Source organism: Vibrio lentus, from assembly GCF_030409755.1.
Lineage (GTDB): Bacteria > Pseudomonadota > Gammaproteobacteria > Enterobacterales > Vibrionaceae > Vibrio > Vibrio lentus.
Map to the genome: position 1 here is coordinate 281203 of NZ_JAUFQE010000002.1, position 18734 is coordinate 299936.

The following is an 18734-nucleotide window of genomic DNA, read 5'->3' on the forward strand; positions in this document are numbered from 1 at the left end:
TTGAGGCAAATTTTTGACATGCACGAATCAGAAAATCAATCACACCTAGATTCAGTTGAACAGCAGGTTGAGCGCTATAAGCAAGTGCTTGATGTGATGCCAGCAGGTGTCATCTTGTTAGATACTCATGGGGAAGTAAGAGAAGCGAACCCAGAAGCGCACCGTATTCTTGGTGTTGAGTTAGTGGGTGAGAAGTGGTTTTCGGTGATTCAAAGTGCCTTTGACCCTAAAGACGATGATGGACATGAGATTTCATTAAAGAACGGACGTAAGGTTCGCTTAGCGATCTCAGCGTCTACCACGGGTCAGCTTATTTTGATTACCGACCTGACAGAAACTCGTCTTCTACAGTCTCGCGTGAGTGATCTTCAGCGTTTGTCGTCGTTAGGCAGAATGGTTGCCTCATTGGCGCATCAGGTACGAACTCCGCTTTCAAGCGCGATGCTATACGCGTCGAATCTTGCCGCGCCCAACTTACCTCCGGCTACAAAGACACGTTTTCAATCTAAGCTTATGGATAGATTGCATGACTTAGAGAAGCAAGTGAATGACATGTTGTTGTTTGCCAAAGGTGGCGACAACAAGGTTGTGAAGCCGTTTACCGTCGCTGAACTGATCACTGAATTTCACCCAATGGTGGAAGCGGCATTAAAATCGAACCAGATTGATTATTGTCAGGAAGTGGAAGGCGAAGAGACTCAGATGTTTGGCAACGCTAATGCTATTGCGTCTGCTCTGAGCAACCTAGTTTTGAACGCAGTGCAAATTGCTGGCAAGGAATCGCAGATTGATGTGTTCTTTAGGCCCGTAAACGGCGAACTTAAGATATCAGTACAAGACAGTGGCCCCGGCGTACCGAAAGAGCTTCAAGGTAAAATTATGGAACCCTTCTTTACCACTCGTTCGCAAGGTACCGGTTTGGGGTTAGCGGTTGTGCAAATGGTCTGTCGAGCACATGAAGGCCGATTGGAATTAATATCAGAAGAAGGGGACGGCGCATGCTTTACAATGTGCTTGCCGTTAGAGAGAAGCACTTCTTCTGAAAATGAATAAGTTTTAACTGAATTTACACTGGAGAATCCTATGGCTCAAAGCAAAGTGTTAATCGTCGAAGATGATGAAGGTCTACGCGAAGCCCTTGTCGATACACTCGCACTTGCTGGCTATGAATGGCTAGAAGCGGATTGTGCGGAAGATGCTCTGGTAAAATTGAAATCGAACTCCGTTGATATCGTTGTCTCTGATGTACAGATGGCAGGTATGGGCGGCTTAGCATTGCTAAGAAACATCAAGCAGCATTGGCCAAATCTTCCGGTCTTATTGATGACGGCTTACGCCAACATTGAAGACGCGGTAGCGGCAATGAAAGAAGGCGCTATTGATTACATGGCAAAGCCATTTGCGCCTGAAGTTCTGCTTAATATGGTGAGCCGTTACGCTCCCGTAAAATCGGACGATAATGGCGATGCCATTGTTGCCGATGAGAAAAGCATCAAGCTAATGATGTTGGCCGACAAGGTGGCTAAAACCGATGCCAACGTGATGGTGCTAGGGCCAAGTGGTTCTGGTAAAGAGGTGATGTCTCGCTATATTCACAACGCTTCGAGCCGTAAAGATGGTCCGTTTGTTGCGATTAACTGTGCCGCGATTCCAGATAATATGTTGGAAGCGACACTGTTTGGCTACGACAAAGGCGCATTTACTGGCGCTATTCAAGCTTGCCCAGGTAAATTTGAACAAGCGCAGGGCGGTACTATTTTGTTGGATGAGATCAGTGAAATGGATCTTAGCCTACAAGCGAAACTGCTGCGAGTGTTGCAAGAGCGCGAAGTTGAACGTCTTGGTAGTCGTAAGAGCATCAAACTGGACGTCCGTGTTTTGGCAACCAGTAACCGCGACCTTAAGCAGTATGTGTCTGAAGGGAATTTCCGTGAAGATTTATACTACCGATTGAACGTATTCCCAATTACTTGGCCAGCCCTGTGTGAACGTAAAGGCGATATTGAGCCGCTTGCAAAGCATTTGGTTGAACGTCATTGCACCAAACTCGGTATGCCTGTTCCTACTCTTTCCGAGCAAGCGATCAGTAAACTCGTCAATTATCCGTGGCCAGGGAATGTACGTGAACTCGATAATGTCGTGCAGCGCGCGCTAATTCTGAGTGAGCAAGAAAATATTTCAGGTGAACACATCTTACTTGAAGGTGTTGATTGGCAAGACGCAAGTGGCCTACAACAAATTGTTGAAGGTAATGGTGTTGCAGCGCCAGAAATTAAGCCGATTGCTGAAGCGAATCCTATCAATAAAGTTGTGGCAGGCAGCGAAGGGCTTGGAAATGAGCTTCGAGATCAAGAGTATGCGATTATTCTTGAAACATTGATTGCTTGTAATGGCCGCCGTAAAGAGATGGCCGAAAAATTGGGAATTAGTCCACGTACGCTGCGTTATAAGTTGGCAAAAATGCGTGATGCTGGAATAGATATCCCAAACTGAGGCTAGATTAGTGGTGCCAGATTTCTGACTGCTGTAGTACGATGTCTAGTCAAATTAATGTGTGGCACGCTAATTGCTCTGTCAATAATACAGCTAAATAGATGGTCATAATTTTGACTCCTGAGGTAGTAGATGAGAATAGATGGTTTACAAGGCGAAATGCAGGCAATGATGGTTGAAGCTGCTAGCGCGCGTCCCGCTGCAACGGGGCAAGCGGTTGGTGCAGACTTTGGCAATATGTTGACGCAAGCCATCAATAACGTGAACTCACTACAAAAGACCTCTGGCGATCTTCAAGCTCGCTTTGATAGCGGTGACCAGAGTGTATCTCTATCCGATGTGATGATCGCTCGGAATAAATCTAGTGTGGCCTTTGAGGCGACGATCCAAATTAGAAATAAATTGGTCGAGTCGTACAAAGAGCTTATGAATATGCCGGTATAAGTTAGGTAGTTGAATAGTGGCAGAAAATAGTCAAACAACAGATTTAGCCGTAAGCGATAGCAACGACCACGCACTTATTGCCGGTTCAGAGCTAGACGGAGAAGGGCAAAATCCCGATCTAGGTGAACGCAGTTCATCAAAGTTCGACATGGCCGTAGGTGATCTTGATTTACTTCGTCAGGTCGTCTTAGTCCTTTCGATTTCTATCTGTGTCGCGCTTATTGTGATGCTGTTTTTCTGGGTTAAAGAGCCAGAAATGCGTCCATTAGGGGCGTATGAAACAGAAGAGTTGATCCCAGTTCTTGATTACTTAGATCTACAGAAGATCGAGTATTCTCTTGAAGGCAACACCATTTCAGTACCGGCCAGTGAGTACAATTCACTGAAGCTTAATATGGTACGAGCGGGATTGAATCAAGAGAGAAACGCAGGTGACGACATCCTCATGCAAGACATGGGTTTTGGCGTATCGCAACGTTTAGAACAAGAACGCTTAAAATTAAGTCGTGAAAGACAACTTGCGAAAGCCATTGAACAGATGAAACAGGTGCGTAAAGCGCAGGTTTTACTGGCCTTGCCAAAGCAAAGTGTGTTTGTTCGACACAACCAAGAAGCGTCCGCTTCTGTATTCCTAACGGTGAAAACCGGCGCCAACCTAAAACAACAAGAAGTGGATTCTGTTGTTGATATGGTAGCCAGTGCTGTACCGGGAATGAAGACCTCGCGCATTACTGTGACCGATCAGCACGGTCGACTTCTGAGCTCAGGCTCTCAAGACCCAATGTCCACAGCTCGTCGCAAAGAGCACGAACTCGAACGCAACCAAGAGCAAGCGTTGCGTGAAAAAATTGACTCTATTCTTATCCCTATTCTTGGTTTTGGTAATTACACCGCTCAGGTTGATATTCAACTCGACTTTAGCGCGGTAGAGCAAACAAGAAAGCGTTTTGACCCGAACACACCAGCAACACGAAGTGAATACACGCTAGAAGATTACAACAATGGTAATACCGTGGCAGGTATCCCAGGTGCTTTGAGCAATCAACCACCGGCAGATGCTTCTATTCCTCAAGATGTTGCTCAGATGAAAGATGGAGCTTTGACAGGGCAGGGTTCGGTTCATAAAGAAGCGACTCGAAACTTCGAGCTAGATACCACCATCAGCCATGAGCGTAAGCAAAGTGGCACGGTTAATCGCCAAACGGTTTCTGTCGCAATCAAAGATCGTCAGTCGTTGAATCCAGATACCGGTGAAGTCGTTCACACGCCAATCCCAGCGAGCGAAATCAATGCGATTCGTCAGGTATTGATCGGTACTGTGGGTTTTGATGAAACTCGTGGTGACCTACTTAATGTATTGAGCATGCAATTTGCGCCTCAAGTGACCGATATCGTAGCGGATGTACCAATTTGGGAGCATCCAAACTTTAACGATTGGATCCGTTGGTTTGCAAGTGCGTTGGTCATTATTGTGGTGGTGTTGGTTCTGGTTCGCCCAGCAATGAAGAAATTGCTTAACCCAGCGGCAGACAATGATGATCAGATGTACGGCCCTGATGGTATGCCAATTGGCGCCGATGGTGAAACCAGCCTGATTGGTGGCGATATCGAAGGTGGTGAATTGTTCGAATTCGGTTCGAGTATAGATTTACCTAACCTTCATAAAGACGAAGATGTGCTTAAAGCAGTACGTGCTCTTGTAGCGAATGAACCAGAGCTAGCAGCTCAAGTAGTTAAGAATTGGATGGCAGATGGCTAACGAAATTGTTCCACAACAAGCTGAAGGCGGTGAAGTGCTTGATGTCGCTAGTGTGGACATCGACTCGATATCGGGTGATGAACGCGCAGCGATCTTGTTATTGAGTCTCAATGAAGAAGATGCAGCCGGTATTATTCGTCACTTAGAGCCTAAGCAGGTTCAACGTGTAGGTAGTGCGATGGCACGTGCCACGGACTTGTCGCAAGAGAAAGTCGGCGCAGTTCACCGTGCTTTCTTGGATGATATTCAGAAGTACACCAACATCGGTATGGGCAGTGAAGACTTCATGCGTAACGCACTGGTGGCGGCTCTGGGTGAAGATAAAGCGAATAACCTTGTTGACCAGATTCTTCTGGGCACTGGCTCTAAAGGCTTGGATTCTCTTAAGTGGATGGATCCTCGTCAGGTGGCAAGTATCATCATCAACGAGCACCCTCAGATTCAAACGATTGTATTGTCTTACTTAGAAGCCGATCAGTCAGCTGAGATCTTATCTCAGTTCCCTGAACGTGTACGTCTAGACTTAATGATGCGTATTGCTAACCTTGAAGAAGTTCAACCTTCGGCGCTTGCTGAACTGAACGAAATCATGGAGAAACAGTTTGCGGGTCAAGCTGGTGCTCAAGCAGCCAAAATTGGTGGCTTGAAAGCTGCGGCTGAAATCATGAACTACATGGATAACAACGTCGAAGGCGTCTTGATGGATCAAATCCGTGACCAAGACGAAGACATGGCAACGCAGATTCAAGATCTTATGTTTGTCTTTGAAAACCTTATCGAAGTTGATGACCAAGGCGTTCAACGATTGCTGCGTGATGTTCCACAAGACATTCTTCAGAAAGCACTTAAGGGTGCCGATGAAGGTCTACGTGAGAAGATCTTCAAGAACATGTCTAAACGTGCTGCCGATATGATGAGAGACGATATTGAGGCGATGCCGCCAGTGAAAGTCTCTGAAGTGGAAGCGGCTCAGAAAGAGATCTTGGGTATTGCGAGGAAAATGGCAGACAGTGGCGAGATTATGCTATCTGGCGGTGCCGACGAGTTCCTCTAATACGAAATCTCAAAGCCCCACAATGTTGGGGCTTTTCTTTATCCAATCTCGAAATCCCAATTATTTAAGTCTAACTCTCTGAATTTAAATAGTAGTTTGACTCACACATAGATAGGTACTGATATGTCAGGTGATAGAAAACGCGGCTTCCTTCGTCCCGATGAAGATAATACGGTTGCCCAGCCTCAAAAATGGGGGCTCCCTGATTACACTTCTGACGTGAGTAAAAATGCTAAAGAGACGGCGTTTAATTACGACCCTAGCTGGATGCCCACAGTTGAAGAAGCCATTGAAGACGAAGAGCTTGTTCTGACTGAAGAGCAAATCGAACTGATCAAGCAAGGCGCTTATCAGGAAGGCCTTCACCAAGGGCAAGAAGCTGGCTTTAAGCAGGGCTACGAAAAAGGCAAAGAAGAAGGACTTGTTGCTGGTCATGCAGAGGGCAATGAATCGGGTAAGCTTGAAGGTGTTACTGCTGGGCAAGAATATATTCAACAACAAGTCGCGGTTTTCATGGGGCTTGCTAACCAATTCGCACAGCCGTTAGAGTTAATGAACGCTCAGGTAGAGAAGCAGTTGGTCGACATGGTGTTAACCATGGTTAAAGAAGTCGTTCATGTTGAAGTTCAAACCAACCCGCAAATCATATTAGATACCGTGAAAGAATCGGTCGAGTCATTGCCGATCTCTGGTCACGCAATTACTTTAAAACTTAACCCTGAAGATGTTGCGATTATCCGTTCTGCACATGGTGAATCTGAACTGGAATGTCGGAATTGGACTCTAGTAGCAGAGCCTGCACTCAACCGTGGTGATGTGCAAATCGAAGCCGGTGAGTCGAGTGTTAATTACCGCATGGAAGATCGCGTGAAAAACGTGATTCAAAACTTCTGTGGCGCCAATCGTCATCAAGGTCATGAGTAATGCTTGAACTCGCGAATCGCCTAAGCCAATACAAAGTCGAAGGGCTGAAATCACGACCGATTGCCTCAGGTAAGTTGGTGCGTGTGGTTGGCTTAACGCTTGAGGCGACTGGCTGTAAAGCTCCGATTGGTAGCCTGTGCTTGGTCGAAACTATGTCTGGTCAGATGGAAGCTGAAGTGGTGGGCTTCTCCGGTGATAATCTATTTTTGATGCCGAGTGAGCAAATCACGGGGATCTTACCGGGTGCACGTGTTACGCCAGTGACCTCTGAAAGCGGTATTCCTGTCGGGATGGAACTGCTTGGCCGTGTTATCGACGGCGTGGGTAATCCACTTGATGGATTAGGTCCAATCTATACCGAGCAACGCGCTTCATTTAACGCAGAACCTATCAACCCTTTAGCTCGTAAACCTATCTCGGAGCCGCTTGATGTCGGCTTGAAGGCCATTAATGGCTTGCTCACGGTGGGTAAAGGTCAACGTATTGGTCTGTTTGCGGGTTCCGGTGTGGGTAAATCGGTCACGCTTGGCATGATGACTCGAGGCACAACGGCGCAAGTGGTCGTAGTGGGTTTGATTGGTGAACGTGGACGCGAAGTAAAAGAATTTATCGAAGAGATTCTTGGTGAAGATGGGCGTAAACGTTCGGTTGTTGTCGCCGCTCCTGCGGATTCGTCACCATTAATGCGCTTGAAGGGTTGCCAAACCGCACTAGCCGTTGCCGAATATTTCCGAGACCAAGGTTTAGATGTTCTGCTGTTGATGGATTCACTAACCCGTTTTGCTCAAGCACAACGTGAGATCGCTCTGTCGGTCGGTGAGCCCCCTGCTACTAAAGGATATCCGCCATCTGTATTTGCCAAGCTTCCTGCGCTGGTGGAAAGAGCGGGTAACGGTAATGATGAACAAGGCTCTATTACCGCTTTCTTCACTGTTCTAACCGAAGGTGATGACTTACAAGACCCGATTGCCGATGCGTCGCGAGCAATTTTGGATGGTCATATTGTGTTGTCTCGAGAGATGGCCGATGCGGGTCATTATCCTGCGATTGATGTAGAGAAGTCGGTCAGTCGTGTTATGCCTCAAATTACCACTGAAGAACATGTTTTGATGTCGAAAGCAGTGCGCCAAGTGTTGTCTATTTGTCGTAAGAACCAAGATTTGGTATCGATTGGCGCCTATAAACCTGGGACTGATCCTGCGATTGACAGTGCCTTCACCTTGAAACCGAGATTGGACGAGTACTTACAACAGAAAATGAAAGAAACGGTTCCCTATGACATGTGCGTCAACATGTTGAAGCATGTGTTAGGCGGCTAAGCTGTGTTGAATAAGGTCAATCATGGATAACGCGTTAGAATTTCTTCTCGATCAAGCGAAAGACCAAGAGAACCAAGCCGTATTGGCGCTAAACAAAGCGAATTCTGAGTTGCAAGGTTACTACGATCAGGTCTCGCAGATTGAAAAGTACCGACTGGATTATTGCCAACAATTGGTCGACCGAGGTAAAGCGGGGCTTACAGCCAGCCAATATGGTCACTTGAATCGTTTCCTGACTCAGCTTGACGAAACGCTTTCCAAGCAAAGAGAAGCGGAACACCACTTCAAAAATCAGGTCGATAACTGCCAAGACTATTGGATGGAATTACGTAAAAAGCGTAAATCCTACGAGTGGTTGATGGAGAAAAAGCAGAAAGAGAAAGCCAAACTGCAAGACCAAAGAGAACAAAAACAAATGGATGAGTTCTCGACTCTGATGTATGGCCGAAAGAAGATGTGATCCTAAGCCACGAACGATACAGGTATTGTTCGGCAGATTGTAAAATCGAAACTTATAGGCATGTTTCTTGCTCCGTTTTATATAAAATTGCGTGTTATGCCCGACAAAGGTATGAAAAACGCCCGACTTTCTTTTTGTTGCCTAGTTTGTGGCAGCAAAGCTAGTAGATAGAGCTTGTATATATGAATGTTAGTCTTTCCTCAAATTCAGCGACCAACAAAACGTCATCATTGTTGGACACCGGTTCTGCCTCTCCAAAGGTAGAAGAAACCGGCGACTCAAAAGGTTTCTTTGAGTCTTTTAAAGAAGCGCTAGGCTTTGAAGAAAGTGACAGTAAAACAACAGTTAAAGATGCCGACAGCGCCTCTAAATCTGACGGAAAGCAAACCTTGACTTCGAGAGATGAGAGTGCATCGGTTAAATCGAGTTCTGCTGAAGATGAAGCATCTTCTGAAGTGACTAAAGGCGATGGTAGTGAACCTAAGAGCGAAGACGCAGCAAGTGAAGCTCAAGCCAAGCAAGCTTCTGCAAAGTTGGAGGCTGAAAAAGTTCTTAATGAAAAAGCAGTTACTGAAAAAATTGCCGCTGAACGAACGTCTGAGGTAGAACCTCAACAGAAAGGCACAAGCTCGTCGAATCCAACCGATGACAATACACTCACCGAGAAGTCACTAGCCAAAGGGGAAGAACCTCAAGGTGCATCTCAAGCGAATGCTGCGATGAGTGAGGGTAACAAGTTACTTGGTCAGTTGGATGAGGCAAATAAAACGCTCAATCAAACACCGAACGGCAAAGGCTTGCCTCAGCAAGCTCAAGGTCATATCGCGGGTGCTTCTGTTGCAGGGGCTTTCGCTACAGGCGAAATGGGCAAGGCGGCACAACAAGCTAATGTAGCAAATCAAGATAATGGCTTGGACGTCGATTCTGAAATCGCAGTGCTTACCGGTGGTAAAGGCGTTTCTCAACTGACAGATGATGAAATCCGTCAATTGATGGACAAAGGCATTACTCCCGAGCAAATCGAAGCGAGTATGAGCCGAGAACTGAGCCAAAAAAAGGCGGCTAGCGATGTTGCGGCTGTTCAAGGTCAAGCAATCTCGCCAGCAGATATTGAGCTCGCAAAGCAGGTTGACGCTCATACCAAAGCGTTGAACCAATTGAATGCGCAAATCGACTCAGAACAGTCAATCGTCGATGGTCTGCTTCAAAAGCAACAAAGCGGGGCTAAGTTGTCGGTTGATGAGCAAACCGCTCTGGCTAAAGCGACGACTAACCTCGAAGTATTGAACCAGCAACTCACTAATGTTCAACAGCAAGCAAACGCTCTGTTAAGCCAAGCTCCGGACTTGAACGGTGCATCAGGTCAAACAGCCGCAATTGATTGGGATAATACGGATTCGGCTGAAGCCAAAGCGTTAGCAGCAGTGGCATCGACAGCGGCTGTTGCGACGGCAGCCCAACAAGCGACGTCACAGATGTCATCTCAAGCGGCAACTAATGCTGTGGCAGACAAGGCAACAATGTTACATGCCAATAATGCGCACGCGGCTCAACAGGCTGCAGCGCAACAGTTAGCAGCTCAGCAGGGCAATGCCGCTTCTGCACAACAAGCAGCCTTGGACCCGAGTTTAACGGCGCAAAGCTTGGCAATGAATGCACCAGTAGCAACGACTAAAGCGGGTGCAACGGATATGTTGCTCAAAGCTGGCGCTGGCACGGCTGCATTGTCTGGTCTCGGAAAGGCTGGTGCTAAAGAAGACTCCAAAGATTTGACATTGGCTCAGCAGATAGCGTCTGCCGCTGGTGTGCAAGGTACTGCAACGACAGGTTCGGCTCCCACACGCGCTGAGATTCAAGCGGCTCAACAAGCTCCTTTGCAGCTCACTAAAGAACTGGCCAATGAGCAAGTGGCAGAAAAAGTACAAATGATGATGTCTAAGAACCTTAAGAACTTGGATATCCGCCTCGACCCACCAGAGTTGGGTCAGATGAAAATTCGCATGACCATGAATAATGATGTGGCGAACGTGCACTTTACGGTGAGCAATCAACAAGCCCGAGATGTGATTGAGCAGACTTTGCCACGCTTGAGAGAGATGCTTGCTCAACAAGGTATGCAACTGGCCGATTCGTCCGTCCAACAACAGAATTCGGGTCAGAGCCAAGATAGCTATAACAATGGTGAACAACAATCAGGCTCTAACCGCACAAATGATGGGCAAGGTGATGAAAACCTTGATAACGGCAGCAATCTTGAATTGAATGTCGCATCAAAGCGTGATGGAATTAGTTATTATGCCTAGTATCAGGTTTAGATCCGTTAGTCCGTGGAAATAACAGGAAGTTAGAGAAGAATATGTTTGCAGAACAAGCCCCTGGTCAAAAGAAAAGTAAGCTACTTATAATTATAATTGCTGTCGTTGTTTTACTGCTTGCTATCGGTGCTGCTGTGTTCTTTTTTATGGGCTCTAGTGACGATGCCTCTGAATCGAAATCTCAGTCTGCTACTGCTGTAGTCGCGGTTGAACCTGTGATGTATGTTAATATTCCACAACCTTTTTTGTTCAATGTCACCGGTGACAAAAAAGATCGTCTGGTACAGATCAAAGCGCAGCTTATGGTACGAGGCAGCAAGAATGAAGACCTTGCTCGATACCACTCTCCACTCGTTGAAAGTACGTTATTGGCGACCTTTGCCTCTGCAACGGTAGACCAATTGCGCTCTCCGATAGGGCGAGTAGAACTTCGTGACAAGGCGACAGAAGATATTAAAGCAAGTCTGGCTCAAGCAGTGGGTCAGCCTGTTATTGAAAAAGTGTTATTCACTGACTTCGTAATTCAATAGGTAATTTGTGACCGATTTATTAAGCCAAGACGAAATTGATGCGCTATTACATGGTGTCGACGATGTTGAAGAAGTTGAAGATGTCTTAGAGTCCGAAAACGAGAATGCGGTTAATTTCGACTTCTCATCTCAAGACCGAATCGTTCGTGGTCGAATGCCGACCCTTGAACTTATCAATGAGCGTTTCGCACGTCATATGCGGATCAGTTTGTTTAATATGTTGCGAAAAACGGCTGAAGTGTCGATCAACGGCGTACAAATGATGAAATTTGGTGAGTACCAAAACACATTGTATGTACCCACCAGTTTAAACATGGTGCGCTTCCGACCGCTAAAAGGCACGGCGCTAATCACCATGGAAGCTCGTCTTGTTTTCATCTTGGTAGAGAACTTCTTTGGTGGTGATGGACGCTTCCACGCCAAGATTGAAGGTCGTGAATTTACGCCAACTGAAAGACGAATCATCCAGCTACTGCTTAAAATTGTATTCGAAGACTACAAAGAAGCTTGGTCTCCCGTGATGGGCGTTGAGTTTGAATACTTGGATTCAGAGGTGAACCCAAGTATGGCCAATATCGTCAGCCCAACAGAAGTGATTGTGGTGAGTTCGTTCCATATTGAGGTTGATGGCGGCGGCGGTGATTTCCACGTGGTTATGCCTTACTCCATGGTAGAGCCGATTCGTGAATTGCTGGATGCGGGTGTGCAATCAGACAAGATGGAAACCGACGTTCGTTGGAGTTCGGCGCTGCGTGATGAAATCATGGATGTGCCAGTCAACTTCCGTGTCAATTTGCTCGAGCAAGATATCTCTTTGCGTGATTTGATGGAACTTCGTCCTGGGGATGTTATCCCGATGAATATGCCAGAACATGCGACGATGTTTGTTGAAGAACTACCAACCTACCGTGTGAAAATGGGCCGTTCAGGTGAAAAGCTGGCCGTACAGATTTCTGAAAAAATTCAAAGACCGCACGTGGTTAAAACCGATCTCGCTTTCCTAGGTAAAGACTTGATGTCTGAACTAGAAAACAGCGATGATAACGATTAGCAAAATATAAATGTATAGGAATTGGTAATGGAACCTAGTGAAGATCAAAAGCTAGCAGACGAATGGGCTGCAGCACTTGGTGAAGATCCTTCAGCACCGTCAATTGATGTTGATGATGTTCTCGCGGCGCCACTGGATGAGCTAACGGATTCGTCGTCGCCGATTTCTGAAGATGAGCGTCGTAAACTGGATACCATCATGGATATCCCAGTGACCATTTCAATGGAAGTGGGTCGCTCTCAGATCAGTATCCGTAACTTACTTCAATTGAACCAAGGTTCGGTTGTTGAGTTAGATAGAATTGCTGGTGAATCACTTGATGTAATGGTTAACGGCACTTTGATCGCTCACGGCGAAGTGGTTGTCGTGAATGACAAGTTTGGTATCCGTTTGACTGACGTGATTAGCCAAACCGAACGTATTAAGAAGCTACGTTAATGAGCCTTTCGTCTCAAAGGCTAGTGGGCTTGTCTCGCGAAGTGACCCATTTATCTCGCGGGATGACGGGTTTGCTTCGTGGAATACTAGGCATAGGCTTGTTTTCTATGCCTTCGATTGCCTTTGCTGCAGCGCCGCCTTCTCTCGATTTAGCGACCACTTTTGGGTCGCTAATTTTCGTTATAGCCTTCATCTTGTTTATCGCTTGGCTGCTTAAGAGAATGCAAGTGCCAACAATGTCTAACCAACAAGGGTTGTCCATTGTGAGACAGATAGCGGTTGGGACAAAAGAACGTATTGCTATCGTTCAAGCGGGTGAGGATCAGTATCTAGTGGGTATCACTACCCAATCGATTCAACTGATCTCTAAGCTTGATAAACCTCTTACTCAGGAGATGCTGGAAAAAAGCACATTCTCAAGTCAGCTTTCCCAGCTAATAAAAAAAGATGCAAACAAGTAACGGACTTTTGAACTCATCTTACTTTTGCCAAAGCGGAGTTTTCCGAATGGTGAAAGTGTGGTTAGTTCCGCTCATTCTCCTCTGCTCTCTAGTCTTCAGCATGTCGGTATTTGCACAAGCTGAAGATGGCACCGTGATTCCAGCGAATACGGCTGGTTCAGAGTCGGTCACCATCAGTACGATGGAGCAAGACCAAGCTAAATCGCAAACCATGACCACGGGCAGTCTAACGGGAAATGGTGGCGGTATTCCTGCCTTTACCATGACAACCAATGCCAACGGTGGTGAAGACTACTCGATTAATTTACAAATCTTAGCCTTGATGACCATGCTTGGCTTCTTGCCAGCGATGGTGATTTTGATGACGTCGTTCACCCGTATTGTAGTGGTGATGTCTATCTTGCGTCAGGCGATGGGTTTGCAACAAACACCTTCAAACCAAGTCATCATTGGTATCGCGATATTTTTGACCTTCTTCATCATGTCTCCGGTGATCAATCAGGTCAATGAGCAAGCGGTTCAACCTTATCTGAATGAACAGATATCGGCACGACAGGCATTCGATGTCGCCCAAGGTCCGATTAAATCCTTCATGCTCAAGCAGACTCGAATCAAAGATTTGGAAACCTTTGTTGAGATCTCGGGCGCGGAAGTGACCAACCCTGAAGATGTTTCGATGGCGGTTCTGATTCCAGCATTTATCACGTCAGAGCTAAAAACAGCATTCCAAATCGGCTTTATGTTGTTCTTGCCGTTCCTAATTATTGATTTGGTCGTTGCCTCGGTGTTGATGGCCATGGGTATGATGATGTTGTCACCGATGATTGTATCCTTGCCATTTAAATTGATGCTGTTTGTCCTTGTTGATGGTTGGAACTTGATACTCTCCACACTCGCCGGCAGTTTTGCCTTGTAGCTGGGGGAATAATGAATCCTGAAATATTCGTAGAATTGTTCCGAGATGCACTTTGGATGGTACTGATAATGGTGTGCGCCATTATCATTCCTAGCCTGCTGATTGGTTTGGTCGTGGCGGTATTCCAAGCTGCAACCTCAATCAATGAACAAACCCTCAGCTTCTTGCCTCGTTTGATCGTAACTTTGTTGGCGTTAATGTTGTTTGCTCACTGGATGACGCAGATGATGATGGAGTTCTTTTTTGAACTCATTGAACGCTTACCGCAAGTGTTGTATTAAACCGCAATGGAATACCCAACAAGTCTAGTACTCGAGTGGTTAGCCAATTACTTTTGGCCATATACTCGCATCTCAGCCATGCTGATGGTGATGACGGTAACCGGGGCACGCTTTGTGTCGCCACGTATTCGTCTGTATCTAGGCTTAGCAATTACGCTTGCGGTTATGCCGGCCATTCCTGCTGTCCCTAAAGACATTGAACTGTTGTCGTTTCAAGGCTTTCTGACGGTTTTTGAACAGATCGTGATTGGTGTCGCCATGGGGTTTGTCACTCAGTTTTTGATTCAGACCTTTGTTATGCTCGGTCAGATTCTGGGTATGCAATCGAGCTTGGGCTTCGCCTCTATGGTTGATCCAGCAAACGGCCAGAATACGCCAGTACTTGGTCAGCTGTTTATGTTGCTCGCGACCATGTTCTTTCTGGCGACAGACGGCCACTTAAAAATGCTGCAGCTGGTGGTGTTTAGCTTTACCACATTACCTATTGGCAGTGGTTCTTTAACCGCTGTTGATTTCAGAGAGCTAGCCTTGTGGTTGGGTATCATGTTCAAAACAGCGTTGGCGATGTCTTTATCTGGCATTATTGCGCTGCTCACGATTAACCTCTCTTTTGGTGTAATGACACGTGCTGCACCTCAGCTAAATATATTCTCTTTGGGTTTTGCGTTTGCGCTACTCGTGGGTCTGTTGCTTTGTTGGTACATTCTTGGCGGCTTATATAGCCACTATGAGCTGTATTGGTTACAAGGAGAGCAGCAGATATGTCGTCTCATCAGATTGGATTGCTAGGAGACTGAAATGGCAGAGTCAGACGGTCAAGAACGCACAGAAGACGCCACGCCCAAACGCTTGCAACAGGCCAAAGAAAAAGGGCAGGTTGCAAGGTCAAAAGAGTTAGCGTCAGCGTCGGTACTGATTGTAGGCGCGATTTCTTTAATGTGGTTTGGCGAATCGATGGCGAAAGCTCTGTTCGAGGCCATGCAACGCCTGTTTTCGCTCAGCCGTGACGAAATTTTTGATACCAATAAGCTACTGGAAATCGCTGGTGGCGCCTTGGTCAACCTGCTGTTTCCACTGTTCTTGATTCTTATCACTTTGTTTGTGGCGGCTGTGATTGGCGCTGCGGGCGTCGGTGGTGTTAACTTCTCGATGCAAGCCGCTATGCCTAAGGCGTCTAAGCTCAATCCTTTGAGCGGTATTAAGCGTATGTTTGGCCTACAAAGTTGGGTTGAGCTACTGAAATCTATTTTGAAGGTCGCCCTAGTATCGGGCATGGCTATCTATCTTATCCAAGAATCTCAACATGACTTAATGCAATTGAGCATGGACGTGTATCCACAGAATATATTCCACGCCTTGGACATCTTGCTTAACTTTATTCTGCTTATCAGTTGCTCTTTGTTGATAGTGGTGGCGATTGATATCCCATTCCAGATTTGGCAACACGCCGATCAACTTAAGATGACCAAGCAAGAAGTGAAAGATGAGTTCAAAGACACCGAAGGTAAGCCTGAAGTTAAAGGTCGTATTCGTATGTTGCAGAGAGAAGCGGCTCAGCGACGTATGATGGCTGACGTTCCTCAGGCAGATGTGATTGTTACCAACCCGGAGCACTTTTCAGTCGCTCTACGCTACAAACAGAATCAAGATAAAGCACCGATAGTCGTTGCCAAAGGTGTCGATCATATGGCGATGAAGATTCGTGAAATTGCACGTGCAAACGACATCTATATTATTCCAGCGCCTCCATTAGCTAGGGCGCTTTATCACACTACCGAGCTAGAACAGCAAATTCCTGACGGTCTGTTTACGGCTGTTGCTCAAGTGCTTGCATATGTATTCCAGCTGAAACAGTACAGAAAAAGAGGGGGGGAGAGGCCAAAATTGCAAGATTCTAATATGCCGATCCCACCTGATTTACGTCATTAGATCAATTGCTTGAGCTCAGCCCAATGAAGCCGGATAATGGTTGCTGTATCTGATCGTCTTTATTTGCAAGTTGTGACGATAAATTGACGTTGAGATATTGGTACAGTGCTTGCTATATCAATGCCGAACATTATAAGTCCGATCAGGGAAAACCTGACCATTATAAACCTTATTGCTATAAACTTTGGCAATACAGCTTAGCCCTGAGCCTCGATTCGCTTGGTGGAAAAGCTACAACATAGCGATACTACCCAGATTTATGAAATTTACCCTCCCTTTTGCGGACAAGCTACCTAAAATCCCTAACCGTGCCATGCCTGCGATTGGCGCGCCCGTTATGGTACTTGCCACGCTCGCTATGGTGGTGTTGCCAATTCCAGCTTTCTTGTTGGATATGTTCTTCACCTTCAACATCGCACTGTCAATGGTTGTGCTATTGGTTTCGGTTTATACCCGTAGGCCTTTGGACTTTGCTGCATTCCCAACGGTACTTCTGATTGCCACTCTACTTCGACTGGCCTTGAACGTTGCTTCGACACGTGTGGTATTGCTCCACGGTCATGAAGGGGGCGATGCTGCCGGTAACGTGATTGAAGCTTTTGGTAATGTGGTTATCGGTGGTAACTATGCGGTTGGTTTAGTGGTGTTCTTGATTCTAATGATCATCAACTTCATGGTTGTTACCAAAGGTGCGGGTCGCATCTCGGAAGTAAGTGCACGTTTCACGTTGGATGCCTTACCCGGTAAACAGATGGCAATCGATGCCGATTTGAATGCGGGTTTGATCGACCAAGATCAGGCTCGTACCAGACGTTTTGAAGTCACCAAGGAAGCGGATTTCTATGGTTCGATGGATGGTGCATCTAAGTTCGTTAAAGGCGATGCAATAGCCGGTATCTTGATCTTGTTCATCAACATCATTGGTGGTTTGAGTATCGGTATGGCTCAGTTCGACCTTGGTTTTGGTGAAGCAATCGAAATCTATACGCTACTGACTATCGGTGATGGTCTGGTTGCGCAAATCCCGTCTCTATTACTTTCTATTGCTGCGGCGATGATGGTAACGCGTCAAAACACCGATGAAGATATGGGTGAGCAACTTGTCTTCCAAATGTTCGACAACCCTAAAGCCCTAATGATCACTGCCGCCATCCTTGGCATCATGGGTATTGTTCCTGGTATGCCGCATTTCTCATTCTTGAGTCTTGCCATCGTTGCAGGTGCAGGTGCGTATTACATCGATAAAAAGAACAAGAAGAAGGCTGAACAACCCAACCTTCCTGCTACCGTTGAAGCGAATGGAGAAACGGGCTCCCAGAAGGAGCTTTCTTGGGATGATGTTCAACCTGTTGATATTATTGGTTTGGAAGTCGGATATCGTTTGATTCCGTTAGTAGACAGAGATCAAGGTGGCGAGCTGCTTGAGCGTGTAAAAGGGGTTCGTAAGAAGTTGTCTCAAGATTTTGGTTTCTTGATCCCAGCGGTACACATTCGAGATAACCTAGAACTCACGCCAAACAGCTACCGAATTACTTTGATGGGTGTTGCTGTGGGTGAGGCTGAAATTAAGCCTGATATGGAACTCGCGATTAACCCTGGTCAAGTCTACGGGATGATCGATGGTGAACCGACGATTGATCCTGCATTTGGCCTTGAAGCTGTGTGGATTAGAGAAGAACAGCGTGAACACGCACAAGCGTTAGGTTACACGGTTGTAGATTCGTCTACCGTGCTGGCAACACACCTCAGCCAACTATTAACTAATAATGCCTCACAGCTTATTGGTCATGAAGAAGTACAAAACTTACTCGAGATGTTAAGTCGTTCGACACCTAAGCTGGTTGAAGGCTTTGTACCTGATCAGTTGCCACTTGGTGTGGTCGTGAAAGTGCTACAAAACTTGTTGAATGAAGCCATCCCAATTCGAGATATCCGCACTATAGTCCAAACTTTGTCGGAGTATTCAAGTAAGAGTCAAGAACCTGACATACTTACTGCTGCGGTTCGTATATCCTTGAAACGATTAATTGTTCAAGAAATCAATGGTATAGAGCCTGAATTGCCAGTGATTACCTTGATTCCTGAGCTGGAACAAATCTTGCATCAAACTATGCAGGCATCCGGCGGAGAATCTGCTGGTATTGAACCTGGTTTAGCCGAACGTTTACAGACATCCCTCAGCCATGCAACGCAAGAGCAAGAGCTGAAAGGTGAGCCCGCCGTGTTACTGACTTCTGGCGTGTTACGTTCCACTCTTGCGAAGTTCGTGAAAAACACGATCCCAAGCTTAAGAGTTTTGTCTTACCAAGAGATACCGGACGAAAAACAGATACGCATTGTACAAGCTGTTGGTAATTAAG

The 18734-nt window shown here is 46.3% G+C and carries 18 protein-coding genes; all 18 read left to right on the plus strand.

Annotated elements, in window-relative coordinates:
* Positions 1-18: 18 nt before the first annotated feature.
* The 18 genes from QWZ07_RS09690 (at position 19) to flhA (ending at position 18733) form a co-directional block, all read left to right on the plus strand.
* Positions 19-1053 carry a sensor histidine kinase gene (locus tag QWZ07_RS09690; RefSeq protein ID WP_017104823.1) on the plus strand — a complete coding sequence of 345 codons (1035 nt, stop codon included), beginning with the start codon at positions 19-21 and terminating at the stop codon, positions 1051-1053.
* A 30-nt stretch (positions 1054-1083) separates the two neighbouring features.
* Positions 1084-2493, plus strand: coding sequence for a sigma-54-dependent transcriptional regulator (locus tag QWZ07_RS09695; RefSeq protein ID WP_192853197.1), 1410 nt, complete (start codon positions 1084-1086; stop codon positions 2491-2493).
* A gap of 132 nt (positions 2494-2625) precedes the next feature.
* On the plus strand, positions 2626-2937 hold the full coding sequence (gene fliE / locus QWZ07_RS09700; RefSeq protein WP_010439327.1) for a flagellar hook-basal body complex protein FliE: 312 nt from the start codon (positions 2626-2628) through the stop codon (positions 2935-2937).
* A gap of 16 nt (positions 2938-2953) precedes the next feature.
* On the plus strand, positions 2954-4696 hold the full coding sequence (gene fliF, locus QWZ07_RS09705; protein ID WP_017104825.1) for a flagellar basal-body MS-ring/collar protein FliF: 1743 nt from the start codon (positions 2954-2956) through the stop codon (positions 4694-4696).
* A complete protein-coding gene (gene fliG / locus QWZ07_RS09710; RefSeq protein WP_017104826.1) occupies positions 4689-5750 on the plus strand; it encodes a flagellar motor switch protein FliG in 1062 nt (353 codons plus the stop codon). Before fliF ends, fliG begins: the two co-directional genes overlap by 8 nt.
* Before the next feature lie 123 nt (positions 5751-5873).
* Entirely contained in the window at positions 5874-6674 is an 801-nt protein-coding gene (gene fliH / locus QWZ07_RS09715) for a flagellar assembly protein FliH (RefSeq protein ID WP_192853198.1), read from the plus strand.
* Positions 6674-7993: a flagellar protein export ATPase FliI gene (gene fliI, locus QWZ07_RS09720; protein ID WP_017073202.1), complete on the plus strand. Its 1320-nt coding sequence runs from the start codon at positions 6674-6676 to the stop codon at positions 7991-7993. Before fliH ends, fliI begins: the two co-directional genes overlap by 1 nt.
* Positions 7994-8015: 22 nt before the next feature.
* On the plus strand, positions 8016-8453 hold the full coding sequence (gene fliJ, locus QWZ07_RS09725; RefSeq protein ID WP_192853199.1) for a flagellar export protein FliJ: 438 nt from the start codon (positions 8016-8018) through the stop codon (positions 8451-8453).
* Between the two features lie 182 nt (positions 8454-8635).
* On the plus strand, positions 8636-10756 hold the full coding sequence (locus QWZ07_RS09730) for a flagellar hook-length control protein FliK (protein ID WP_192853200.1): 2121 nt from the start codon (positions 8636-8638) through the stop codon (positions 10754-10756).
* Between the two features lie 53 nt (positions 10757-10809).
* Entirely contained in the window at positions 10810-11298 is a 489-nt protein-coding gene (gene fliL, locus QWZ07_RS09735) for a flagellar basal body-associated protein FliL (protein ID WP_065104900.1), read from the plus strand.
* A 7-nt stretch (positions 11299-11305) separates the two neighbouring features.
* On the plus strand, positions 11306-12349 hold the full coding sequence (gene fliM, locus QWZ07_RS09740) for a flagellar motor switch protein FliM (RefSeq protein ID WP_017110130.1): 1044 nt from the start codon (positions 11306-11308) through the stop codon (positions 12347-12349).
* A gap of 27 nt (positions 12350-12376) precedes the next feature.
* Positions 12377-12787 carry a flagellar motor switch protein FliN gene (fliN, locus tag QWZ07_RS09745; RefSeq protein WP_004739851.1) on the plus strand — a complete coding sequence of 137 codons (411 nt, stop codon included), beginning with the start codon at positions 12377-12379 and terminating at the stop codon, positions 12785-12787.
* On the plus strand, positions 12787-13248 hold the full coding sequence (fliO, locus tag QWZ07_RS09750; protein ID WP_102518138.1) for a flagellar biosynthetic protein FliO: 462 nt from the start codon (positions 12787-12789) through the stop codon (positions 13246-13248). The genes fliN and fliO overlap by 1 nt, the downstream gene beginning before the upstream one ends.
* Positions 13235-14164, plus strand: coding sequence for a flagellar type III secretion system pore protein FliP (fliP, locus tag QWZ07_RS09755; protein WP_170960632.1), 930 nt, complete (start codon positions 13235-13237; stop codon positions 14162-14164). The genes fliO and fliP overlap by 14 nt, the downstream gene beginning before the upstream one ends.
* A gap of 11 nt (positions 14165-14175) precedes the next feature.
* Complete coding sequence (gene fliQ, locus QWZ07_RS09760; RefSeq protein WP_029235191.1) at positions 14176-14445, plus strand: flagellar biosynthesis protein FliQ; 270 nt, start codon at positions 14176-14178, stop codon at positions 14443-14445.
* A 6-nt stretch (positions 14446-14451) separates the two neighbouring features.
* Complete coding sequence (fliR, locus tag QWZ07_RS09765) at positions 14452-15234, plus strand: flagellar biosynthetic protein FliR (protein WP_017110126.1); 783 nt, start codon at positions 14452-14454, stop codon at positions 15232-15234.
* A 9-nt stretch (positions 15235-15243) separates the two neighbouring features.
* Entirely contained in the window at positions 15244-16374 is a 1131-nt protein-coding gene (flhB, locus tag QWZ07_RS09770) for a flagellar biosynthesis protein FlhB (protein WP_192853201.1), read from the plus strand.
* A gap of 259 nt (positions 16375-16633) precedes the next feature.
* Positions 16634-18733, plus strand: a complete 2100-nt coding sequence (gene flhA / locus QWZ07_RS09775; RefSeq protein ID WP_065104897.1) for a flagellar biosynthesis protein FlhA — start codon at positions 16634-16636, stop codon at positions 18731-18733.
* Position 18734 lies beyond the last annotated feature (1 nt).

What these genes read in the sequence shown, in the direction of transcription:
- QWZ07_RS09690 (WP_017104823.1), top strand. Translation starts at nt 19, where the DNA reads ATGCACGAATCAGAAAATCAATCACACCTAGATTCAGTTGAACAGCAG.
- fliN (WP_004739851.1), top strand. Translation starts at nt 12,377, where the DNA reads ATGGAACCTAGTGAAGATCAAAAGCTAGCAGACGAATGGGCTGCAGCA.
- fliE (WP_010439327.1), top strand. Translation starts at nt 2,626, where the DNA reads ATGAGAATAGATGGTTTACAAGGCGAAATGCAGGCAATGATGGTTGAA.
- flhA (WP_065104897.1), top strand. Translation starts at nt 16,634, where the DNA reads ATGAAATTTACCCTCCCTTTTGCGGACAAGCTACCTAAAATCCCTAAC.
- flhB (WP_192853201.1), top strand. Translation starts at nt 15,244, where the DNA reads ATGGCAGAGTCAGACGGTCAAGAACGCACAGAAGACGCCACGCCCAAA.
- fliP (WP_170960632.1), top strand. Translation starts at nt 13,235, where the DNA reads ATGCAAACAAGTAACGGACTTTTGAACTCATCTTACTTTTGCCAAAGC.
- fliH (WP_192853198.1), top strand. Translation starts at nt 5,874, where the DNA reads ATGTCAGGTGATAGAAAACGCGGCTTCCTTCGTCCCGATGAAGATAAT.
- fliQ (WP_029235191.1), top strand. Translation starts at nt 14,176, where the DNA reads ATGAATCCTGAAATATTCGTAGAATTGTTCCGAGATGCACTTTGGATG.
- fliI (WP_017073202.1), top strand. Translation starts at nt 6,674, where the DNA reads ATGCTTGAACTCGCGAATCGCCTAAGCCAATACAAAGTCGAAGGGCTG.
- QWZ07_RS09730 (WP_192853200.1), top strand. Translation starts at nt 8,636, where the DNA reads ATGAATGTTAGTCTTTCCTCAAATTCAGCGACCAACAAAACGTCATCA.
- QWZ07_RS09695 (WP_192853197.1), top strand. Translation starts at nt 1,084, where the DNA reads ATGGCTCAAAGCAAAGTGTTAATCGTCGAAGATGATGAAGGTCTACGC.
- fliJ (WP_192853199.1), top strand. Translation starts at nt 8,016, where the DNA reads ATGGATAACGCGTTAGAATTTCTTCTCGATCAAGCGAAAGACCAAGAG.
- fliG (WP_017104826.1), top strand. Translation starts at nt 4,689, where the DNA reads ATGGCTAACGAAATTGTTCCACAACAAGCTGAAGGCGGTGAAGTGCTT.
- fliL (WP_065104900.1), top strand. Translation starts at nt 10,810, where the DNA reads ATGTTTGCAGAACAAGCCCCTGGTCAAAAGAAAAGTAAGCTACTTATA.
- fliO (WP_102518138.1), top strand. Translation starts at nt 12,787, where the DNA reads ATGAGCCTTTCGTCTCAAAGGCTAGTGGGCTTGTCTCGCGAAGTGACC.
- fliR (WP_017110126.1), top strand. Translation starts at nt 14,452, where the DNA reads ATGGAATACCCAACAAGTCTAGTACTCGAGTGGTTAGCCAATTACTTT.